Annotated in this window: 18 protein-coding genes; 7 read left to right on the top strand and 11 right to left on the bottom strand. The window is 72.3% G+C overall.

The window, feature by feature from the left end; translation table 11 throughout:
• The first annotated feature begins 125 nt into the window (after window positions 1-125).
• Together RB614_RS11405 and RB614_RS11400 are read left to right on the top strand one after the other, a co-directional pair.
• On the top strand, window positions 126-1,433 hold the full coding sequence (locus tag RB614_RS11405) for an LLM class flavin-dependent oxidoreductase (protein ID WP_308712402.1): 1,308 nt from the start codon (window positions 126-128) through the stop codon (window positions 1,431-1,433).
• Window positions 1,430-3,037, top strand: a complete 1,608-nt coding sequence (locus tag RB614_RS11400; protein ID WP_308712401.1) for a dipeptide ABC transporter ATP-binding protein — start codon at window positions 1,430-1,432, stop codon at window positions 3,035-3,037. The genes RB614_RS11405 and RB614_RS11400 overlap by 4 nt, the downstream gene beginning before the upstream one ends.
• Before the next feature lie 16 nt (window positions 3,038-3,053).
• On the opposite strand, the gene RB614_RS11395 is transcribed toward RB614_RS11400, so the two are convergent.
• The 10 genes from RB614_RS11395 to RB614_RS11350 all read right to left on the bottom strand — a co-directional run bounded on the left by RB614_RS11395 (window position 3,054) and on the right by RB614_RS11350 (window position 14,919).
• Window positions 3,054-3,851, bottom strand: a complete 798-nt coding sequence (locus RB614_RS11395; protein WP_308712400.1) for a nitroreductase family protein — start codon at window positions 3,849-3,851, stop codon at window positions 3,054-3,056.
• Window positions 3,851-5,188 (bottom strand): NtaA/DmoA family FMN-dependent monooxygenase, encoded by a 1,338-nt coding sequence (locus RB614_RS11390; protein WP_308712399.1) that lies wholly within the window; start codon window positions 5,186-5,188, stop codon window positions 3,851-3,853. Before RB614_RS11390 ends, RB614_RS11395 begins: the two co-directional genes overlap by 1 nt.
• Window positions 5,189-5,257: 69 nt before the next feature.
• The gene (locus RB614_RS11385; protein ID WP_308712398.1) at window positions 5,258-6,301 is read right to left on the bottom strand and encodes an aldo/keto reductase; all 1,044 of its coding nucleotides are present in this window, start codon (window positions 6,299-6,301) and stop codon (window positions 5,258-5,260) included.
• Window positions 6,302-6,313: 12 nt separating this feature from the next.
• The gene (locus RB614_RS11380; protein ID WP_308712397.1) at window positions 6,314-7,522 is read right to left on the bottom strand and encodes an acyl-CoA dehydrogenase family protein; all 1,209 of its coding nucleotides are present in this window, start codon (window positions 7,520-7,522) and stop codon (window positions 6,314-6,316) included.
• A complete protein-coding gene (locus RB614_RS11375) occupies window positions 7,519-8,442 on the bottom strand; it encodes an LLM class oxidoreductase (RefSeq protein ID WP_308712396.1) in 924 nt (307 codons plus the stop codon). The genes RB614_RS11380 and RB614_RS11375 overlap by 4 nt, the downstream gene beginning before the upstream one ends.
• Entirely contained in the window at window positions 8,439-9,689 is a 1,251-nt protein-coding gene (locus RB614_RS11370) for an LLM class flavin-dependent oxidoreductase (RefSeq protein ID WP_308712395.1), read from the bottom strand. Before RB614_RS11370 ends, RB614_RS11375 begins: the two co-directional genes overlap by 4 nt.
• Before the next feature lie 9 nt (window positions 9,690-9,698).
• Window positions 9,699-11,342: an ABC transporter ATP-binding protein gene (locus tag RB614_RS11365; RefSeq protein WP_308712394.1), complete on the bottom strand. Its 1,644-nt coding sequence runs from the start codon at window positions 11,340-11,342 to the stop codon at window positions 9,699-9,701.
• A complete protein-coding gene (locus tag RB614_RS11360) occupies window positions 11,339-12,220 on the bottom strand; it encodes an ABC transporter permease (RefSeq protein ID WP_308712393.1) in 882 nt (293 codons plus the stop codon). Before RB614_RS11360 ends, RB614_RS11365 begins: the two co-directional genes overlap by 4 nt.
• Window positions 12,217-13,191: an ABC transporter permease gene (locus tag RB614_RS11355; protein ID WP_308712392.1), complete on the bottom strand. Its 975-nt coding sequence runs from the start codon at window positions 13,189-13,191 to the stop codon at window positions 12,217-12,219. The genes RB614_RS11360 and RB614_RS11355 overlap by 4 nt, the downstream gene beginning before the upstream one ends.
• Before the next feature lie 6 nt (window positions 13,192-13,197).
• The gene (locus RB614_RS11350) at window positions 13,198-14,919 is read right to left on the bottom strand and encodes an ABC transporter substrate-binding protein (RefSeq protein WP_308712391.1); all 1,722 of its coding nucleotides are present in this window, start codon (window positions 14,917-14,919) and stop codon (window positions 13,198-13,200) included.
• Between the two features lie 266 nt (window positions 14,920-15,185).
• Here RB614_RS11350 and RB614_RS11345 point away from each other — a divergent pair, with 266 nt between their 5' ends.
• Complete coding sequence (locus RB614_RS11345; protein ID WP_308712390.1) at window positions 15,186-16,238, top strand: LLM class flavin-dependent oxidoreductase; 1,053 nt, start codon at window positions 15,186-15,188, stop codon at window positions 16,236-16,238.
• Between the two features lie 90 nt (window positions 16,239-16,328).
• Here the strand turns inward: RB614_RS11345 and RB614_RS11340 are convergent, their stop codons facing one another.
• On the bottom strand, window positions 16,329-16,667 hold the full coding sequence (locus RB614_RS11340; protein ID WP_308712389.1) for a rhodanese-like domain-containing protein: 339 nt from the start codon (window positions 16,665-16,667) through the stop codon (window positions 16,329-16,331).
• Window positions 16,668-16,735: 68 nt separating this feature from the next.
• On the opposite strand from RB614_RS11340, the gene RB614_RS11335 reads away from it, so the two are divergent.
• The 4 genes from RB614_RS11335 (at window position 16,736) to RB614_RS11320 (ending at window position 20,362) form a co-directional block, all read left to right on the top strand.
• On the top strand, window positions 16,736-17,068 hold the full coding sequence (locus RB614_RS11335; protein WP_308712388.1) for an ABC transporter permease: 333 nt from the start codon (window positions 16,736-16,738) through the stop codon (window positions 17,066-17,068).
• A 692-nt stretch (window positions 17,069-17,760) separates the two neighbouring features.
• Window positions 17,761-18,807: an ABC transporter substrate-binding protein gene (locus tag RB614_RS11330; RefSeq protein WP_308712387.1), complete on the top strand. Its 1,047-nt coding sequence runs from the start codon at window positions 17,761-17,763 to the stop codon at window positions 18,805-18,807.
• Window positions 18,804-19,643 (top strand): ABC transporter permease, encoded by an 840-nt coding sequence (locus RB614_RS11325; RefSeq protein ID WP_308712386.1) that lies wholly within the window; start codon window positions 18,804-18,806, stop codon window positions 19,641-19,643. Before RB614_RS11330 ends, RB614_RS11325 begins: the two co-directional genes overlap by 4 nt.
• Window positions 19,619-20,362, top strand: coding sequence for an ABC transporter ATP-binding protein (locus RB614_RS11320; RefSeq protein WP_308712385.1), 744 nt, complete (start codon window positions 19,619-19,621; stop codon window positions 20,360-20,362). The genes RB614_RS11325 and RB614_RS11320 overlap by 25 nt, the downstream gene beginning before the upstream one ends.
• The last annotated feature ends 2 nt before the right edge of the window (window positions 20,363-20,364 follow it).

The raw sequence follows: 20,364 nt of genomic DNA, 5'->3' as shown, positions 1-20,364 counted from the left end.
CGCCCGGTGTCCTGGCCCACACGCGACCTGGTACGTAATTCGCCACTCTGGCAGCAATAGCTGTAACAAAGTTTCCGTCGCCGGTGTAACGAAGGGTCGCCGGGACGCGGGGTATCCTTCAGCGCATGCCCGACGCGCCCGCTGCCGGCGAGCCCGGATCGCCACGCCGCCAGATGCACCTGGCGGCGTTCGTCGAGGGCGTCAACCACACCACCGTGTGGCGCGACCCCGCGGCCGGCGACCAGATGGCCTTCGCCTCGTTCCGCCACGCCGCCCAGACCGCCGAGCGCGGCCTGTTCGACTTCTTCTTCCTCGGCCAGGGGCTGCGGATGCGCGAGCAGCGCGGAGAGCTCTTCGAGCTCGACATCGCCGGGCGCCCCGACTCCTTCGCGATGCTGGCGGCGCTGAGCGAGGTCACCGACCGGATCGGGCTGGCCGCCACGGTCAACACGACCTTCTACGAGCCGGCCGAGCTGGCCCGCTCCTTCGGCACGCTCGACCACCTCAGCGGCGGCCGAGCCGCGTGGAACGTCGTGACCTCCTCCGATGCCTTCACCGGCGGCAACTTCCGCCGTGGCGGCTACCTGCCCTACGCCGACCGGTACGTGCGGGCCCAGGAGGTGCTGGCGGCCTGCGCCGCGCTGTGGGCGCCCGCGCCGGCCGCGGCGAGCTTCACCGGCCGGTACGTCGGCCTGCGCGGCGAGCCCGCGATCCCGCCGCCGCCGCAGGGACGGCCGGTCCTCATCCAGGCGGGCGACTCACCCGACGGCCGGGACTTCGGGGTAGCCGTCGCCGACGTCGTCTTCTCCCGGCACAGCGGCCGCGACGAGGGCATCGCGTTCCGCCGCGACATCGACGCCCGCGCCACCGCGGCGGGCCGCGACCCGCGCTCGGTGCTGGTGCTGCCGATCGCCCGGATCGTGCTGGGCGAGACCGGGCGGGACGCCGCCGAGCGGGCCCGCGAGATCGGCTTCGCCCAGATCGGACCCGAGCGCGCGCTCTCCTTCGCCGAGCAGGTCTGGGGTCGGGACCTGCACGACTGGGACCCCGACGGCCCGCTTCCCGACGTCGAGCCGTACGTGCCGGACACGCCGGTCATGCAGGGCCGGGTCCAGTCCAAGGCCGATCCGCGCGCGACCGTCGCCGCGTGGCGGGCCCGGGCCGAGCGCGACGGGCACACGCTGCGCAGCCTCATGGTCGAGATCTACGCCCGCCCCACCTTCGTCGGCTCGCCGAAGGAGGTGGCGACCGAGATGGCGGCGCGGTTCGACGCCGGCGCCTGCGACGGCTACGTGCTCTCCACCCACCTCATGCCGACCGGGCTGGACGACGTCGTCGCCGAGGTGGTCCCGCTGCTGCAGCGCTCCGGCCACTTCCGGTCCAGCTACCCGGGCGGCACCCTGCGCGACCTGCTCTTCGCGGGCGCGGCATGAGCACGTCCCCGCTGCTGTCCATTGAGGACCTCCGCGTGCGGTACCGGGTCGACCCGGCGGTACCGGCCCTCGACGGCGTCGACCTCACCGTGGGCGAGGGCGAGGTCGTCGCGGTCGTCGGCGAGTCCGGGTCCGGCAAGTCCACGATGGCCCGCACCGTGCTCGGCCTGACCCTCCCGGCCGCCCACGTCTCGGGGCGGATCGCGTTTCAGGGCCGCGACCTGCTCCCGCTCGACGCCCGGCGGTGGCGGGAGGTCCGCGGCCGGGGGATCGGCCTCATCGCCCAGGATCCGCTCGCCGCGCTGAACCCGGTCATGCGGGTCGGCGACCAGGTGGCCGAGGCGCTGCTCGCGCAGCGGCTGGTCGACCGGCGCGGCGTGCGCCGCAAGGTGGTCGAGGCGCTCGCGGCGGCCGGGCTCGACGACCCGGAGCCGCTGGCCCGGCGCTACCCGCACGAGCTCTCCGGCGGCATGCGCCAGCGGGTCCTCATCGGCCTGATGATCGCCCTGCGGCCCCGGCTGATCGTCGCCGACGAGCCGACCAGCGCGCTCGACGTGACCGTCCAGCGCGTGATCCTCGACCAGATCACCGCGCTCAACGCCGGCGGCACCGGAGTGCTGTTGATCACCCACGACCTGGCGGTCGCCGCCGAGCGGGCCCACCGCGTCGTCGTGCTCCGCCACGGCCGGATGGTCGAGACCGGTCCCGCCGCCCAGGTCCTCGACCGGCCGGCGGCGGCGTACACCCGCGAGCTCGTCACCGCCCTGCCCGGCCTGACCTCCGCCCGCAAGGTACGCGCACCGGCCCGCACGGACGCCCCGATGCCGCTGCTCTGCGTCCGTGACCTGACGAAGGTGTACGGGCGAAAGCAGCGGGCCACCCGGGCGGTCGACGGGGTCAGCTTCGACGTGCACGCCGGCGAGACCGTCGCCGTCGTCGGCGAGTCCGGCTCGGGCAAGACCACGACCGCCCGGATGGTGCTGCGGCTGGCCGCCCCGACCGCCGGCCGCATCCTCTTCCAGGGCGCCGACATCACCACGCTCGGCGGGCGTGACCTGCGACGGACCCGCCGGCACATCCAGCTCGTCCACCAGGACCCCGCCTCGACGCTGGACCCCAGGTTTACCGTGGAGCGCTGCGTCGCCGAACCCCTGAAGGTCTTCACCTCCGGCACCGCCGCCGAGCGGCGCCGCACCGTCGCGCGGCTGCTCGACGAGGTGGCACTCGGGCCGGAGCTGCTGCGCCGCCGGTCGACCGAGCTCTCCGGCGGGCAGCGCCAGCGGGTGGCCATCGCCCGTGCGCTCGCCTGCCGGCCCGACCTGCTCGTCTGCGACGAGCCCGTCTCAGCCCTCGACGTGTCGGTGCAGTCGCAGATCCTCGACCTGCTCGTGCGCCTGCAGCAGGAGCTGTCGCTCAGCTACCTGTTCATCTCGCACGACCTGGCCGTGGTACGGCAGATCGCCCACCGCGTCGTCGTCATGCGCCACGGCCGGGTCGTCGAGACCGGCACCACCGAGCAGATCTTCGACGCCCCGCGGCACGACTACACCAAGGCGCTGCTGGCCGCGATACCCGGCCGGCCGGCGCACGCCGCCGCGCCGTAGCGCCGCGGCGGGCAGGTCAGCGGGACGGCAGGCCCAGGCGTGCGAGCGTCTGCCGCAGCCGGTGCCGCCCGGCCATGGACGCCGGGCCCCGGAGCCGGGCGAGCACCCGGTCGCTCCAGTTGCCCGGCAGCCCGTACCGGCTGTTGTAGGCCGACAGCCGCTCGTCGTACGCGGCGATGTGCGCGTCCGCGGCGTCGGCGTCGTACCACTCCCGGTGCAGCACCGCGGCCTGCGGCAGGCGGGGCTTGACGCCGGCGGCCTCGGCCGGGTCCGGTGCGCCGACGGCCAGCCCGAAGGCCGCCACCGCGTGCGGCGGCAGCCGCAGCTCGGCGGCGACCTCTTCCGGATGGTTGCGGACCGCGCCGACGAAGACTGTGCCGAGGCCGAGCGAGGCCGCCGCCACCACCGCGTTCTGGGCGGCCAGCGCCGCGTCGATGACGCCGAGGAGGGTGGTCTCCAGGTAGTCCGTGGCGGCGACCCTCGCACCCGCGCGTACGGCCAGCCGGTTGGCCCGGCTGAGGTCGGCGACCCACACCAGGAACAGCGGCGCCTGCGCGACGAAGGCCTGGTTGGCGGCGAGACCGGCCAGCCGGACCTTGCGGGCGTGGTCGCGGACGGCGACCACGCTCCAGGACTGGAGGTTAGCGGAGGTGGGCGCGGACTGCGCGGCCGCGACGAGCGCGGCCAGCTCGTCGTCGGTGACGTCCCGCGTGCCGAACCTGCGCACCGAGCGGTGTGCCAGCTGCAGGCTGATGACCTCGTTGAGGGCAGCGAGGACGGCTGCGGGGTCGCCGTAGCGGACCGCGGCGGACATCAGGCCGGCACCTTGTCGGCGAGCCGCCGGGGCCGGGGTAACGGGAGCCCGAGGCGGCCGCGGAGGGTGGGATGGGGGTACTCCCGCTGGAACAGCCCTCGTTCCTGCAGGATCGGCACCACCAGGGTGGCGAAGTTCTCCAGGTCTACGGCGGTGTCCGCGGGCATGACGGTGAACCCGTCCGCGGTGCCCGCCTCGAACCATGCCTGGAGGTCGTCGGCGACCTGTTCGGCGGAGCCGACGAGGAGCCGGTGCCCGGCACCGCCGGCGCCCCGCTGGATCAGGTCGCGGGGCGTGCGAGGGGCTTCGGCGATCAGCTCCCGGGTGGAGACGCTGAAGCCGGTGGAGAAGGCAGCGGCGGGGACGGTGTCGGGCAGGTCGCCGGCGGTGATCGGGTCGTCCGGGCCGAACACGCCGGCCGGCAGGCCGAGGTTGCGGGTGAGCATCGCGGTCAGCCGCTCGATCGGCAGGGTCGCGTAGAGCTGCCGCTCGCGCCCCCGGGCCTCCCGCTTGGTCGCCGCCACGAGCACGACCACGCCGAGTGAGACCTTGACGTCGTCGGGGTGGCGGCCGGCGGCGGCCGCGCGGCGGCGGATGTCGTCGCGGTACGCGACCGCCCTGGCCCGGGTCTGCGCCACGGTGAACACGACGTCGGCGAAGGCGGCGGCGAGCGTGAGCCCGCCGTCGGAGCCGCCGGCCTGCACGACGACCGGCCGCCCCTGCGGGCCGGCCGTGACCGGCAGCGGTCCGGCGACGGAGAAGAACTCGCCCCGATGGTCGATCCGGTGGATGCGCGACGGCTCCGCGTACCGGCCGCCGCGTTTGTCGGCCACGATCGCGTCGGGCTCCCAGCCGTCCCAGAGCCGGGTCACCACGTCGAGGAACTCGTACGCCCGCCGGTAGCGGGTCTCCTTGTCCGGGTGCTCGGTCAGGCCGAAGTTCGCGGCGGCCGCGGGCGTGCCGGTGGTGACGATGTTGACGGCGGCCCGGCCCTTGGTCACGTGGTCGAGGCTCTGGAAGCGCCGGGCCAGGTTGTACGGCGAGTTGTACGTCGTGGAGCTGGTTACGACGACGCCGAGGTGCGTGGTGATGGCGGCCAGGTGGCCGAGCAGCACGAGCGGATCCAGTCCGGTGCCCGGTGCGTCCTCGATCTCCCCGCGCAGGGCGGGACCGTCGCCGAGGAAGACCGCGTCGATCTTCGCGGCCTCGGCGATCCGGGCCAGCCGCTGAAAGTAGTCGATGTCCAGGTAGGCCAGTGGGTCGACGTGCGGCAGCCGCCACGCGTGCCGGAAGTGGCCGGGCGTCATCAGCGAGACGTTCAGGTGAAAGCGGGTCATCTCAGAGCACGATCTCACGCTGGGTCTGGTACGGGTAGTCGGTGCCGAACCTCTGCCACAACCCGTGGCTCATGCGGGATCGCCTCCACGGTTGCGGCGCAGCGCGGGCGGCTGCAGGGAAGGGGTGTCGCGCCCGGTGTCACGTTCCAGGAAGTGGGTGCCCGGGGCGACGATCTCGTCGATCCGGTCGAGGACGTCGTCGCCGAGCTCGACCGTGGCCGCCTTGAGGTACGCCTCCAGATGCTCCAGCGTGCGCGGGCCGATGATGACGCTGCTGACCGCCGGGTGGTTGAGCGCGAACCCCAGAGCGAGGTCGACGAGGGTCAGGCCGTTCTGCTCGGCGAGCCGGGCGAGCGCGTCGGCGGCGGCGAGCTTGCGCTGGTTGCGCTCCAGGGTGATGTCGAACCGGCCCGGGATCTGCTCGGCGCGCGCCGACCGCGGCTGCGGGCCGCCGATCCGGTACCCGCCGGAGAGCCAGCCGGCGGCCAGCGGGCCGTAGCTGATCACACCGACGCCGTACCGGCGCACGACCGGGAAGACCTCCCGCTCGACGGTGCGGACCAGCAGGGAGTACGGCAGCTGCTCGGTGTGCGGGGCGATCAGGCCGTGTTTCTCGGCCAGCCACTGCGCCTCGACGAGCTGGTGCGCGGGGAAGACGGACGTGCCGTAGTAGAGGATCTTGCCTTGGTGGATCAGGTCGTCGAGGGCCCGCAGCGTCTCCAGCAGGTCGGTGTGCGGGTCGGGCCGGTGTGCCTGGTACAGGTCGAGGTGGTCGGTGCCGAGCCGGCGCAGGCTCGCCTCCACGGCGCGTACGATCCAGCGCCGCGAGTTGCCGGCGTGCCGGGGGTCGTCGCCGATCTGGCCGTGAAACTTGCTGGCCAGGAAGACGTCGTCGCGGCGGCCCTTGAGCGCCTTGCCGAGGATCTCCTCCGACCCGCCCTGGCCGTAGACGTCGGCGGTGTCGATGGCGGTGATGCCGGCGTCGAGGGCGGCGTGGACGATCCGGATGCTCTCGCCCTCCTCCTGCCACCGGCCGAAGTTCATCGCGCCGAGCGTGAGCGGGGTGATCAGCACGCCGGTGCGGCCGAGCACGCGGTCGAGGTTGACGGTCATCGGGTCTCCTTCTCAGAACAGGCCGGTGGTCGGGGGCTCCTCGCCGGTCAGGTGGTACGCGCCCGCGACCGAAGCCTTCCACTGGCGCGGGTTGTGGTTGGCGACCGTGCGGGCGTTGCGCCAGTGCCGGTCGAAGCCGAGGTCGCGGTTGGTGATCGAGCCGCCGCCGACGTCGAAGAGCAGCTCGGCCGCGCGCAGTGCGGACTCGATGGCGATCACACCGGTCTGCGCGACGGTGACGGCGGCCGCCGCGCCGGCGGCCCGCGCCCGCGCCCCGGACAGGCCGCGCAGGCCTTCGAGGGCTTCGGCGGCGAGCAGCACCACCGAACGGGCGGCGTGCGCGCGGGCGGCGATCTGGCCGACCGTCTCGCGCACGTACGGGTCGTCGACGCTCCGGTCCGCGGTGCTGTGCTTGATCGGCCGTGCCTTCTCGCGCGCGAACCAGGTCGCGTCGTCGAGCACGGCGGCGGCGATACCGGCCTCGACCGCCGCCAGGTAGAGCTGGGCGAACGAGCCCAGCCACGGGCTGTCCACCGTGGACATGTCGCGCACCGCGACCTCGTCCGGGAAGGCGCGCACGTCGACCAGCCGGGTGGTCCCGCTCGCGGTCAGCCGCTGCCCGACCGCGTCGAAGTCGTCGAGCCGCTGTACGCCCTCGCGGTCGACCGGCACCGTGAAGCCGAGCACCGTGCCGTTCTCGTCCTTGGCCGAGCCGGAGAACCACGACGCGTACAGCGCCCCGGTCGAGTAGTACTTCTCGCCGTTGATCAGGTATCCGTCGCCGTCGCGCCGGATGGTGGTGTTGACCGATCCGCTGGCTCCTCCGGTGCGCTCGTTGCCGGTGCCGGCGAACAGGTCGCCGTCGCGCAACCGGCGCAGGGTCCGCTCCCGGTGCGGCAGGTCGGGACGGCTGGCCACCTGGTTGGCGGTGAGGAAGCTGCTGCGCAGCGCCTGGGCCACGTTGGAGTCGGCGCGGGCGACGGCGATGACCAGGTCGGCCACGTCGCGTACCGAGCCGCCGGCACCGCCGTCCGCCGTGGCGATGCCGACCAGCGTGATCCGCCGCTCGGCGAGCGCCCGGACCTCCTCGAAGGCGTACGCGCGGGCCTGCTCGCGCTCGCGGGCGCCGGCGGCCAGGCGCCGCAGGATCGGTGCGGCGGCGGCGCGGACACCGTCCACCGTGTACTCCGCGGCCTCGGCGCGGACCGCCTCCGCGGTCACGACAGCACCGCCGCGACCTCCGGCAGGCCGAACGCGGCCCGCAGCGTGGGTGGCGGGGCGGCGGGATCCGTCAGCCGGGGCACCAGCGCCCGCAGCGCGGCCACCACCGCCTCGACGTCACCGGCGGGGACGAGCTCGAAGCCGTCCAGCTGGTCTTCGCCGGCCCAGGCGCGCAGGTCGCCGGCGAGCGCGGCCGGGTCCGCCGCGGTGACCCGCACCCGGCCCAGCAGCGCCACGTCGCTTCGGGACCGGCCCGCGCGGCGCAGCGCCTCGGCCAGCGCGGTGTCCGCACCGGCCGCCCGCTCCCGGTCGACCACGACCACGTCGGCCGAGCGCGCGACCGCCGCGGCGTCGAGCGCGCCCAGGTCCGCGACGATGACCGGCCGCCCCTGTACCGACGACGGGCCGTCCAGCGGGCCGGCCACCCGGTAGAAGGCGCCCTCGTGGTCGACCGGGCGCAGCAGGTCCTGGTCGATGACGACTCCGGCGGCCTGGTCGCCGAGCAGGGCCGCCCGGGGGAAGGACTCCCACAGCCGGGTCAGCACCCAGGCGTACTCGGTCCAGCGCCGGACCGGGTCGGTCGCGGCGGGGTCCGGTACGGTCGCCTCGCTCACCTCGTCGCCCTCCCCGGCGCGCAGCGCCACACCGATCCGGCCGCCGGCGGCCCGGTCGAGGGAGAGCAGGCGGCGCGCGGCGTTGTACGGCGCGTTGCCGGTCGTCGGCACCTCGGCGACGTAGCCGAGGCCACTGTGGACGCCGGCCAGGTACGCGGCCACCACGGTCGGATCGAGGGTGTGGCCGGCGTCGACCAGGCGGATCGCGGCGACCCCGACCTCCTCGGCCACTGCCGCGACCGCCCCGGCGTGCGCGAGCGGCACCGGCCCGCCGACGGCGAGGGTGACCAGGACGGGTGTGCTCACGGGGCGGTCACCTCCAGTCGCGGAAGCGGCAGCCGCCCGCCGGCCGGCGCCGGGGGCAGGCCGAGCCCGAGGTGGTCGCGCAGGGTCGTGCCGGTGTAGTCGGTCCGGAACAGGCCCCGCCGGCGCAGCTCCGGTATCACGTGGTCGGCGAAGTCGTCGAAGCCCGAGGGCAGCACGTCCGGCATCACGTTGAACCCGTCCGCCGCGCCGGCCCGAAACCATGTCTCGATGTCGTCGGCGATCTGCTCCGGCGTACCCACCACTATCCGGTGCCCGCCGCCGCCGGAGAGCCGCTTCAACAGCTGCCCGAGCGTCGGCTTCTCCCGGTCGATGATCGCCTTGACGACCCGGTAGAACGTCTGCGATCCGCCCGCCTCGTCGGGGTCGACCAGCAGCTCGGCCGGGATCGGCTCGTCGTCGGAGAGCCCGTCGAGGGAGATGCCGAGCTGGCCGGCGAGCCGGCCGCGGGCGTACGCGTCGGGAAGCAGCTCGTCCAGCAGCTCCCGCCGGGCCCGGGCCTCCGCCGTGGTGCTGCCAACCACTGTGGACAGTCCAGGAAGGACGACGACCTCCTCGGGCCGCCGCCCGAACGCGACCGCGCCGTCGCGGATCCCGGTGCGGAACGCGCGGGCGTGGTCGAGGTCCTGGTCGGCCGAGAAGATCACCTCGCCGACCCGGGAGGCCAGCCGCCGGCCGTCGGTGGAGCCACCGGCCTGGACCACGACCGGCCGGCCCTGCGGCGAGGTGTGCGTGGTCCGCGCCGCCCAGGCGGCGACCACCTGCTCGGTGAACGCGGCGGCGCGCTGGTAGCGCAGCGCGTGCTCCGGCTCGCCGCCGCGGCCGAAGTTGCGCGCCGCGACCGGACCGGCGGTGGTCACCACGTTCCAGCCGAACCGGCCGCCGCTGACGTGGTCGAGGTCGCCGAGCCGGCGGGTCAGCTCGACCGGGTCGTTGTAGGACGAGGAGAGCGTCGCGATCAGGCCGATCCGCTCGGTCCGGGCGGCGATCCGGGCCAGCACCGTGGTCGGTTCCAGGTTGTTGCCGGTGCGGTGCCGGGTGCTCGGGTCGAGCGACGGGCCGTCGGCCAGGAAGACCGCGTCGAGCTTGGCCCGCTCGGCCTTCTCCGCGATGGCGGTGTAGTGCTCGACGGTGTAGCTGGCGGTGCCGTCGGTGCCGGGAAACCGCCACGAGCCGCCGAAGACGCCCGCGTTGAGGATGTTGACGTTGATGTGCAGTTGACGTGGCACAGGACCTCCTTAACCCGGGCCGGCCAGCGCCAGCCGGGTGCCCGGGATCGCGTCCAGCAGTTCCCGGGTGTACGGGTGCCGCGGCTCGCCGAACACCCGCTCGACCGGGCCGGTCTCCACCGCGACGCCGTCCTTCATCACCGTGACGTCGTCGGCGACCAGGCGTACGACGCCCAGGTCGTGGGTGACGAACACGTAGCTGAGCCCGTACCCGGCTTGCAGGTCGACCAGCAGCCGCAGGATCTGGGCCTGCACGGACACGTCGAGCGCGCTGACCGCCTCGTCGAGCACCAGGATCTCGGGGTTGAGCGCGAGCGCCCGGGCGATCGCGACCCGCTGGCGCTGCCCGCCGGAGAGCTGGCCGGGCAGCCGGTGCAGGTAGCTCTCGTCCAGCGCCACCGCCGCCAGCAGCTCGACCACCCGGGCGGTCCGCTGCGCCCGGCCGGGTGCCAAGCCGAACGCGTGCAGCGGTTCGGCGACGATCCGGCCGACGGTAAACCGCGGGTCCAGCGACGTGAACGGGTTCTGGAAGACGAACTGCAGGTGCCGGCGGATCTCCCGCAGCCGCCCGCGGCGCCGGCCGGTGAGCTCGGTATCTCCGATGTGGACGGTGCCGCGGTCCGGCGCGGTGAAGCCGACCAGGATGCTGGCGAGCGTCGACTTGCCGGCGCCGGATTCGCCGACGATCGCGTGCGTGGTGCCCTTGCGCACGGCGAGGTCCACGCCGTCGACCGCGCGCAGGTCACGGCGCTGGCCCCGGCCGCGCAGCCGGTACGTCTTGGACAGCGCCCGCGCCCGCAGCACGTACGGCGCCTCGGCGCGGACCGGCCGCGCGCCGAAGGAGGCGGCGAGCCGGGTGGGTGCGGCGTCGAGCAGCCTTCGGGTGTACTCGTTGGTCGACTGCTCCAGCACCTGGTCGACCGGGCCTTGCTCGACGATCTCGCCGTCCCGCATGACCAGGATCCGGTCGGAGCGGTCCAGTGCCACGCCGAGGTTGTGGGTGACCAGCAGGATGCCGATGTCGAGCTCCTCGCGCAGCCGTACGAGGTGGTCGAGGATGACCTTCTGGACGGTGACGTCCAGCGAGCTGGTGGGCTCGTCGGCGACGATGATCCTCGGCTTGCCGGCCAGTGCGATGGCGATGAGCGCGCGCTGCTTCATGCCGCCGCTGAGCTCGTGCGGGTACTGCTGGAAGACCCGCTCGACGTCCTTGAGCCCGGCGGTCCGCAGGCTGTCCAAGGCCGCCTGGTGGTGGCGTTCGGCGTTGCCGGGCTTGGGCGCGTTGAACCGGACCGCCTCGACCACCTGCTGGCCGATCTTCTTGACCGGGTTGAGCGAGGTGTTCGGGTCCTGCGGGATGAAGCCCACGTAGTTGCCGCGCACCAGCGCCATCCGCCGGTCGTTCCAGCCGGTGACGTCCACATCGGAGTACGCGATCGCGCCGGACCGGATCCGCGCGGCCGGCGGGAGCAGCCCGAGCGCGGCGTGCACCAGGGTCGTCTTGCCCGAACCGGACTCGCCGACGAGCGAGACGAACTCGCCCGGCTGGACGTGGAGGCTGGCGCCGCGTACGGCGGTCGTCCACTCCCGGTGCCCGGTGCGGTAGTCGATGGCGAGATCGGTGATCCGCAACAGGGGATCGACTGTGCTCATCGGCGGCGGTCCTTCCGGAACGAGGCGCTGATCCGATGGGTGGCGATCACGACGATCGCGAGCGCCACCCCGGGCAGGATCGAGGTCCATGGGTGGACGGCGACGAAGTCGCGCCCCTCGGCGACCAGCAGCCCCCACTCCGGCTGCGGCGGCGGGGCGCCGTAGCCGAGGAAGCCGAGCGAGGCGACGGCCAGGACGGCGGTGCCGACCTCCAGCGCGGCCAGCGCGACCACCGAGTTGAGCGAGTTGGGCACCACATGCCGCAGCATCACGCCCAGCCGGCCGACGCCCAGGCCGTACGCCGCCTTGACGTAGTCCTGGGTCACCACCGAGAGCACCTCGGCCCGCATCACCCGGGCGAACGAGGCGATGGAGGAGATGCCGACGGCCAGGGCGATGTTTTGCGTGGAGTAGCCCAGGACCGAGACCACCACCATCGCGAGCAGCAGGCTGGGGATGGCCAGGAACACGTCGACCACCCGCATGACCGCGGTGTCCACGATCCCACCGGCGAAGCCGGCGACCAGGCCGACGACCGTGCCGATGCCGAACGCGATGACGACGGCCAGCAGCGTGGCGATCAGCGTGGTGCGGGCGCCGTACACGCTGCGGGCGAACAGGTCCCGCCCGAGCCGGTCGGTGCCGAACCAGTGCTCCAGGCTCGGCGGCGCGAAGCTCGCGGTGGTGTCGCCGTCGTACGGGCCGTAGGAGGTGAACAGGTCCGGCACGACCGCCCAGCCGATCACGACCGCCACGACGAGCCAGGAGAGCACCAGCATCGGCTGGCGGACGAGTTCGGCGGCGCGCCCGGCCAGTGAGGGCGCGAACGCGGGCCGCGCGGCCGCCGGCGGGGCGAGCGTCTCCAGTTCGACGGTCATCGCGCTCCTCCTGAGGCGGCCTTGGCGGTGGGGGCCGCGAGCGTGGCCCGCAGTCGCGGGTCCAGCACGGGATAGGTGAGGTCGACGACCAGGTTGATCAGCGCGAAGCTGGCCGCGACGAGCACGACGATTCCCTGTACCAGCGGGAGGTCGAGGGTGTTGATCGCGGTCTGGGTCATCCGGCCGATGCCCTTGCGGGCGAAGACGGTCTCGGTGATCACCGAGCCGGCGATCAGGTTGCCGAACGTGACTCCGGCGATGGTCAGCGCCGGCAGGCTGGCGTTGCGGAAGACGTCCCCGATGACGATCGCGCCGCGGGTCGCGCCCTTCGCCCAGCTGGTGGTGACGTAGCCGGAGTGGAACTCCTTGGCGAAGCTGCGCACGAGCAGCTGCGCGATCGGGCCGGACACCGGGATCGCGAGGGTGACCAGCGGAAGGACCAGGCTGCGCCAGCCTTCGTCGCCGAAGGCCGGAAACCAACCGAGCTGGAAGGAGAAGATCTGCAGGATCAGGATGCCGGAGAGGAAGACCGGCACCGAGACGGAGGTCGAGGGGAGCGCCTCCACCAGGTTGCGTACCCAGTCGTGCCGGGTCGAGGTCGCCACCAGCGCGATCACGAACGCGATGACCAGCGCCAGCACGAGCGCGCCGGCGGCGAGGATCAGGGTGCTGGGCAGCACGTCGAGGATCGCCGCGGTCACCGGCCGCCCGGACTGCACGGAGTTGCCGAAGTCGCCGGTCAGCGCGTGGCCGAGCCGGTCGAGGTACTGCAGGAGCACCGGCTCGTTGAAGCCGTAGTTCTCCGCCACCCGCTCCCGGACCTCCGGCGGGACGGCGTTGATCTCGGCGGGGTCGAAGAGCAGGTCGACCGGGTTCGCCGGCAGCACGAACAGCAGGACGAAGGTCAGGGTGAACGCGGCCCAGACGACGAACAGGGCCCGGCCCACCTTCAGCGCGACGTAGCGGAGCACGGCGTCCTACTTCCCGTTGCTCTTCCAGGTGTCCACGAAGTGGTTGCGGGACTGGGCGTCGAAGATGATCCCGTGTACGTAGCCCGCGTGGGCGATCACCTGCGACGGGTTGTAGACCGGGTTCACCAGCGCGTACTTGTCGAGCAGGATGTCCTGCGCCGCCTTGGCGTACGCGTCCCGCTCGGCCGGGTCGAGCGTGAGCTCCAGCTGGCCCAGGACGCGGGTGACCTCCTCGACGTCGACGCCGGTGGAGTCCTTCGTGAGGTAGGCGCCGTTGCCCAGCAGCGGGCTGTACTGCAGGTTGAGCACGGCCGGGTCGTTGCGCGAACGGTTGGCCGCGGTGATGTTCGCGTCGGTCTTCGCCTTGGCCTGCAGGGCCGCGTAGTCCGGGATCGGCACGACGGTGAGCTGGAGGTCGATGCCGATCTTCTTGAGGTCCTGCTGGATCGACTCGTAGGCGGGCTTGTTGACCACGAGGTTGTTGATGCCGATGAGCTTGACCACCAGCGACCTGCCGTCCTTGACCCGGATCCCGCCGGGCCCAGGGCGCCAGCCGGCCTCGTCCAGCAGCTTCCCGGCGGCCTCCGGGTCGTACCGCAGCACCGAGCCGCTGTAGTCCACGTATCCGCGCACCGAGTCGGCCAGGACCGACCTGGCCACCGAGTACGAGTCGGTCAGCACGGTCTTCTCGATCGCCGCGCGGTCCCAGCCGAGCTGGATCGCCTTGCGTACCGCGATGTCGTTGGTGGGGAACAGCTGCGAGTTGAGGTTGAAGAAGATGGCCGTGCCCGACACGCCCCGGTGGATGATGGTGAAGCCCTGCGCGGTGAGGGGTTTCTCGTCGGTGGTGCCGACGTCGAGGGTGGCGTCGATGGTGCCGGAGGCGAGGGAGCCGGTGCGGACGCTGGCTTCGGGGATGGTGTTGAAGACGATCCGGTCCAGGTATGCCTCGCCGGTGTGGCCGATCGCGGGTGGCGCCCAGTTGTAGCCCTTCCGCTTGACCAGGACGGTCTTGACCTGTTCCTCCCAGGACTCGTACACGAAGGGGCCGGTGCCGATCACCTTGGTCGGGTCGGTGCGTTCCGCGGCGCTGAGCTTCAATGTGGACAGTGACAGGAAGCCCGGCTGCGCGTTGGCGGTGAAGGACGATGCCTGCAGGAAACTGGCCAGCGGCTTCTCGAAGCGGACCACGGCGGTGTACTCGTCGGGCGTGCGCGTCTCGATGTAGCCGGGCAGCAGCACGGCACCGTTGGGGTTGATGTCCAGCGCCTTGTCGCCGCGCACGTACTGGTCGAGGTTGGCCTTGACCACTGCCGCGTCGAACGGCGTGCCGTCGCTGAAAGTCACGTCGTCGCGCAGGTGGAAGGTGAACTCGGTCAGGTCGTCGTTGTACTCCCAGGACTTCGCCAGCCACGGCGTGATCTCGCCGGTCTCGGGGTCCTGCCAGGTCAGCTTGTCGGTGATGTTGTTGCCGATCAGCGACTCGGCATAGTTGGTGCCCCACTGCGGATCCGGGCTGCGCTGGAAGTCGATCAGGGCGAACTCCAGGGTGCCGCCGCGGACCGGCTCGCCCGCGGCGGCGGACGCGTCACCGGAAACGCCGCCGCGGTCGACGGCGAGTCCGATCCCGGCGATGAGGAGGAGCAGGACAGCGGCACCCGCGGCCCAGGGCCATCTGCGGCGGTGTGCCCGTGCGGCGCTTTCGACGGTCTCGCGTAGCTCGGACATGAGCTGCTCCAATGCACGATGCGCGGAAACACTTCGGTGGAAGGCGGATCGAGGTCCGAATTGCCGCGGCGGCCATGCGGCGGCGATCCCGGTGGGCGGTGTGGCAGCGAGTCAGCGCAGACAGAGCACGCTGGCGCAGTGCGCGAGGTCGATCTCGCGTCTGGAGTGAAGGAGCGGCCCGACCATGTTCTATACTATACCTATCGGGTCGATAGGATTTATGTGTGATCCAGGCCACCATTGGTCGCGAGCGGAAGGGTCCCGTCATGAGCCGCGAGTTCCTCTGGTACATCCCGAACCAGGTCGAGCCGGGTCACCACGGCGACGATGTCGTCGTGGGGCACAACAGTCTGGAGACGTTGACCAGTCACGCGTTGGCGGTGGAGAAGTACGGGTGGGGTGGTGCGTTGATCGGCACCGGTTGGGGCCGCCCGGATACGTTCACCGTGGCCACCGCGTTGGCCGTGCGGACCACGACCTTCCAGCCGTTGATCGCGGTCCGGCCTGGCTACTGGCGGCCGGCCAACTTCGCCTCTGCCGCCGCGACCCTGGACCATCTGACCGGCGGACGGGTGCTTGTCAACATCGTGTCGGGTAAGGACAACCTCCCGGCGTACGGTGACAGTGAGGGCGACCAAGCCGACCGCTACGCCCGCACCCGGGAGTTCATCCGCATCGTGCGCCGGCTGTGGGCTGAGGAGAGCGTCACCCACCGCGGGGAGTATTTCAGCGTCACGGACTCTACTGTGGAGCCAAGGCCGGTCAGGGCACCGCGGCTCTATTTCGGAGGCGCGTCAGCGGCTGCGGAGCGGGTGGCCGCTACCGACGCGGACGTGCAGTTGTTCTGGGGTGAGCCGCTGGACGGTGTCGCCGAGCGGATAGAGCGGCTCAAGGGCCTGGGTGAGAAGCTCGGGCGTCAGTTGCCGCCGTTGGAGTTCGGCTTGCGGGTGACCACATTGGTGCGGGACACCACCGAGCAGGCGTGGGCGGATGCGGAGGCGAAGGTCGCGCGGATGGCCGAGAGTGGTGGCAGGTTGCGGGATCCGTCGTGGCGGGCGGCGGTGGGGCAGCAGCGGCTGCTCGACCTGGCCGCGCGCGGAGATGTCCTCGACGACAATCTCTACACCGCGCCCGGGAAGTTCGGCGGGGGCGGAGCGGGCACCACCTGGCTTGTCGGCTCCGCCGAAGACGTGGCGAAGTCGCTGCGCCGGTACCAGAGCCTGGGCATCACCCATTTCGTGCTCTCCGACACCCCGTACCTTCCCGAGATCAGACGCCAGGGCGAGCAGCTCCTCCCGCTGCTGCGCGACCCGGAATGAGGCACCTGAGCGGCGCCTCGGCAGCGGACGCCTCTCCTGCCAGCCCAGGGCTGGCAGGAGGCGGGTCGCACAGCGAGGGATGATCAGCGCTCAGCCGGCCGCGGGCGCCGCTTCGACGGGCAGTCCCGCGTCGCGCCACTGGGCGAAGCCGCCGTCCACGTGGGCGACGTCGGCGAAGCCCTCGGCCACCAGCGCCTCGGCGACCGGCCGGGAACCGTCGACGGAGCCGCAGACCACCACGATCGGCGTGTCCACCGAAACGACGCCGAACACCGCCTTCAGATCGTGGCGGTCGGCGATGATCGCGCCCGGGATGGCGCCGTCCGCCACGCGGCGGGACGCGCTTCGCACGTCGACGAGAAGAGCGCCGTTCGCCACGCGTGCACCGGCGTCGGTAGGGGAGATGAGGTCGGGTGCCTGACTAGTCATGGTCAAATCATACTTAGCCGATAGGAATACGTCCACGGCGTTCCCGCGGATCCGCAAGGTGCCAGGGAATGGCGGCTTTCCGGTCCACCCTGGAGCGGGCCGCGCAAGGGCTCGGCGCCAGCCCGGTCGTCGCCTTCCGGACCACCACCCTGCCGATCATCGCTCCGGCCGTGCTCTCCGCCGCGCTGTTCGCGTTCCTGACCTCGTTCGACAACCTGCTCATCGCGCTCTTCATGGGCGGCCCGTCCACCAAGACCCTGCCGGTGCAGATCTGGAACTCGGTGGTGATGTACGTGGAGCCGGTCATCGCCGCGATCGGCACCGTCCTGGTCGTCGGGCCCCTCGCCCTCGTCGCGCTGGCCACCGGGCTGCGCCGGATGTCCCGTTCCCGGACCCACTGAGCGGCCGGGAGCGCCGCGCCAGGGCACGACCTGGCTGGTCGGCTGGGACCGGGTGTCTCAGGCGAAGAGGCGCCACGCCTCGCGCAGCGTGTGCGCCGCGACCTGCCGGCCTGGGTGGCGGCGGCGAAAGCGGGTGGCGTCGGCCGCCACACTCCAGGCCCGGGCGGTGGCGGTGTGTACGGGGCGTTGACCGATGCCGGGTCGAGCCCGTCGCCGTCGCGGCGGCGATCAGCCTTTCCGCCTCCCCGCGTCCGGCCGCGACGCCGCGGTTCTCGGCGGCTCCGTCCGGGATCCGGGCAAGCGCGGTGGTCGCCACCGCCACTCGCGGAAAGCGTCGAGACATGAGTCTCCCTTGTGGACAAGCAGGAGAGCGTGCGGCATGAATGCACGCGTGTACCACGATGTGGAAGCAGGGGTGATGTGGCGGAGGTGGACCGTCAACGCGGACAGGAACTCGACCACACGCGACCGAAGTCGATGTGGCCGCGGATGGTAAGCCGCACGCCGCCAGGCATGGAGCCAGTGCAGCATCCCTCGCTGTGGCTGTCAACGAACCTTCCGGAGCGTGTGTGGTATCGAACCTCGTGCCCGCGAAGCGTTGACTATTTCCTATCTAACCCATAGGGTTTATGGATCGCGTGCGCCGCCGCGCGGCCAGTAGCACGAGCCGCACGAGACCCCAGGAGCGTCCCATGGCAACACGCCGTACCCTGCTGTCCGCCGCCGTAGGCGCGGTCGCGCTGGGACTGACCGCCTGCGCGGCCGACGACGAGCCGGACGCCGAGCTGGCCAGCGCGCCGCTGCCGGACACGGTGCCCCAGGGCACCACGCTCGCCGTCGGCGACAAGGAGCATCAGAAGGCGATCGAGTTCTCCGGCCTGGCGGACTCGTTGACGTTCGAGGTCAAGTGGGCCAACATCAGCGGCGGCCCGCAGACGCTGGAGGCGTTCCGGGCCGACGCGCTCGACCTCGGCTCGGTCGCCGACATCCCGCCGATCCACTCGCACTGGACCGGCATCCCCACGAAGATCGTCGCGTCGAGGTTTCGCCAGGACCCGCTCAACCATGCCATCTACCGGCTCGGCATCGCGCCTGGCGTCGCGGTCGCCACGCTCGCGGACCTGCGGGGCAAGAAGATCGCGTACAGTCCGGGCCAGGCGCAGGGCGCGCTCGTGCTCCGGGTGCTGCACCAGGCCGGACTGAGCAAGAAGGACGTCGAGCTCGTCGAGCTGCCGAGCACGAACGACGTCTACGGTACGGCGCTGGCCAGCCGTCAGGTCGAGGTGGCACCGATCGGCGGGGTGCAGATCAAGCGCTACGAGGCCAAGTACGGCAAGGACGGCGCGAAGACGATCCCGCACGGCCTGCGCGACGACCCCGGCCACCTCTACGCCCCGATCAGCGTGCTGGCCGATCCGGCGAAGGCGGCGGCGATCCGGGAGTACGTCGAGGTGTGGGCCAAAGCGTGGCGGTGGCGCGAGGCGCACCCGGACGAGTGGATCGAACGGTACTACGTCAAAGACCAGGGCCTCAGCACCGAGGACGGCCGATGGATCGTCGAGAACACCGGTGTGGCCGACATCCCCAGCAGCTGGACCGAGGCGATCGCCCGGCATCAAGAGACGATCGACCTGCTCGCCAAGGAGACCGGCAACAAGCCACTCAGGGCCGAGGATCTCTACGACCGCCGGTTCGAGACGGTCGCCGCCGACGCGCTCGGCGCGGGAGGCAACCCATGAGCGTCCTCACACCGGCAAAGCCGGAAACCCGCCCGGGTATGCCCGAGCCGGCGCGTCGGCGACGCCGGCTCGGGCCGGGCCGCCCGATACCCTTCGGCGCCGCCATCGGGCCGCTGCTGCTCCTGGCACTGTGGACGGTGGGTTCGGCGACCGGATGGATCGACTCGCGTACCCTGTCGGCGCCGTGGACCGTCGTGACGACGGCGGGCGACCTGATCGCGGACGGCCGGCTGCAGGACAACCTGGCGGTCTCGGCGCGCCGGGCCGCCCTGGGACTGGTGATCGGCACGGTGATCGGCGTCGTACTGGCCGTCGTCTCGGGGCTGAGCCGCTGGGGGGAGGCGGTCGTCGACGGTCCGGTGCAGATCAAGCGGGGGATCCCGGCCCTGGCGCTGGTGCCGTTGCTCATCCTGTGGCTGGGCATCGGCGAACAGATGAAGGTCACGACCATCACGCTCGGCGTGCTCGTCCCGGTCTACATCCACACCCACAACGGGCTGCGCGGCATCGACAGCCGGTACGTCGAGCTGGGCGAGTCGCTGCGGCTGCGCCCGAGCGTCTTCCTGCGCCGGATCGTGCTGCCCGGCGCCCTGCCCGGCTTCCTGCTCGGCATGCGTTTCGCGGTCGTCGCCGCGTGGCTGGCTCTCGTCGTGGTGGAGCAGATCAACTCGACCAGCGGCATCGGGTACATGATGGACCTCGCCCGGGAGTACGGGCAGACCGACGTCATCATCGTCGGCCTCGTGCTGTACGGCATCCTCGGCCTGCTCTCCGACGGCGCGGTCCGGCTCGTACAGAGGAGGGCGCTGTCATGGCGACGCACGCTGGCGGACTGACCGCCGCGCCACCCCGCACCGTCCGCGTCGAGCGGCTGGTCCGCGGCTTCGGCGACCGCACCGTCCTGCACGGGCTCGACCTGGAGATCGCCGACGGCGAGTTCGTGGCGCTGCTCGGGCGCAGCGGCTCCGGCAAGAGCACGCTGCTGCGCGCGCTGGCCGGACTGGACCGCGACGTCGCCGGCTCCGGCACCGTACTCGTGCCGGAGAACTCTTCGGTCGTCTTCCAGGACGCCCGCCTGCTGCCGTGGCAGCGGGTCCTGCCCAACGTCGTGCTCGGGCTGCGCGGCCCGGACGCCGACGCCCGCGGCCGGGCCGCGCTCGCCGAGGTCGGGCTGGCCGGGCGCGAGCGGGCCTGGCCGAACGAGCTGTCCGGCGGCGAGCAGCAGCGGGTGGCGCTGGCCCGCTCGCTGGTCACCGAGCCGGAGCTGCTGCTGGCCGACGAGCCGTTCGGCGCGCTGGACGCGCTGACCCGGATTCGCATGCACGGGCTGCTGCGCGAGCTGTGCGCCCGGCACCGGCCGGCCGTGCTGCTCGTCACCCACGACGTCGACGAGGCCATCGCCCTCGCCGACCGGGTGCTGCTGATCGACGGGGGACGCATCGCGGTCGACCAGAGCATCGAGCTGCCGGCGCCGCGCTCGCACCGGCAGCCGGCCTTCCTGGGGTACCGGGAGTCGCTGCTGGAGGCGCTCGGCGTCCAGGAAGCGGGGAGGTAGCC

Source organism: Phytohabitans maris (assembly GCF_031085175.1).
GTDB lineage: Bacteria > Actinomycetota > Actinomycetes > Mycobacteriales > Micromonosporaceae > Phytohabitans > Phytohabitans maris.
The sequence above is the reverse complement of the archived record's forward strand: the minus strand, read 5'-3'. Positions and strand labels throughout refer to the sequence as shown.

Bases quoted from the DNA above. Each gene is read 5' to 3' on its own strand.
- RB614_RS11340 (WP_308712389.1), bottom strand. From the start codon at position 16,667: ATGACTAGTCAGGCACCCGACCTCATCTCCCCTACCGACGCCGGTGCA.
- RB614_RS11400 (WP_308712401.1), top strand. From the start codon at position 1,430: ATGAGCACGTCCCCGCTGCTGTCCATTGAGGACCTCCGCGTGCGGTAC.
- RB614_RS11320 (WP_308712385.1), top strand. From the start codon at position 19,619: ATGGCGACGCACGCTGGCGGACTGACCGCCGCGCCACCCCGCACCGTC.
- RB614_RS11330 (WP_308712387.1), top strand. From the start codon at position 17,761: ATGGCAACACGCCGTACCCTGCTGTCCGCCGCCGTAGGCGCGGTCGCG.
- RB614_RS11385 (WP_308712398.1), bottom strand. From the start codon at position 6,301: ATGACCGTCAACCTCGACCGCGTGCTCGGCCGCACCGGCGTGCTGATC.
- RB614_RS11350 (WP_308712391.1), bottom strand. From the start codon at position 14,919: ATGTCCGAGCTACGCGAGACCGTCGAAAGCGCCGCACGGGCACACCGC.
- RB614_RS11335 (WP_308712388.1), top strand. From the start codon at position 16,736: ATGGCGGCTTTCCGGTCCACCCTGGAGCGGGCCGCGCAAGGGCTCGGC.
- RB614_RS11405 (WP_308712402.1), top strand. From the start codon at position 126: ATGCCCGACGCGCCCGCTGCCGGCGAGCCCGGATCGCCACGCCGCCAG.
- RB614_RS11395 (WP_308712400.1), bottom strand. From the start codon at position 3,851: ATGTCCGCCGCGGTCCGCTACGGCGACCCCGCAGCCGTCCTCGCTGCC.
- RB614_RS11360 (WP_308712393.1), bottom strand. From the start codon at position 12,220: ATGACCGTCGAACTGGAGACGCTCGCCCCGCCGGCGGCCGCGCGGCCC.
- RB614_RS11365 (WP_308712394.1), bottom strand. From the start codon at position 11,342: ATGAGCACAGTCGATCCCCTGTTGCGGATCACCGATCTCGCCATCGAC.
- RB614_RS11325 (WP_308712386.1), top strand. From the start codon at position 18,804: ATGAGCGTCCTCACACCGGCAAAGCCGGAAACCCGCCCGGGTATGCCC.
- RB614_RS11345 (WP_308712390.1), top strand. From the start codon at position 15,186: ATGAGCCGCGAGTTCCTCTGGTACATCCCGAACCAGGTCGAGCCGGGT.
- RB614_RS11390 (WP_308712399.1), bottom strand. From the start codon at position 5,188: ATGACCCGCTTTCACCTGAACGTCTCGCTGATGACGCCCGGCCACTTC.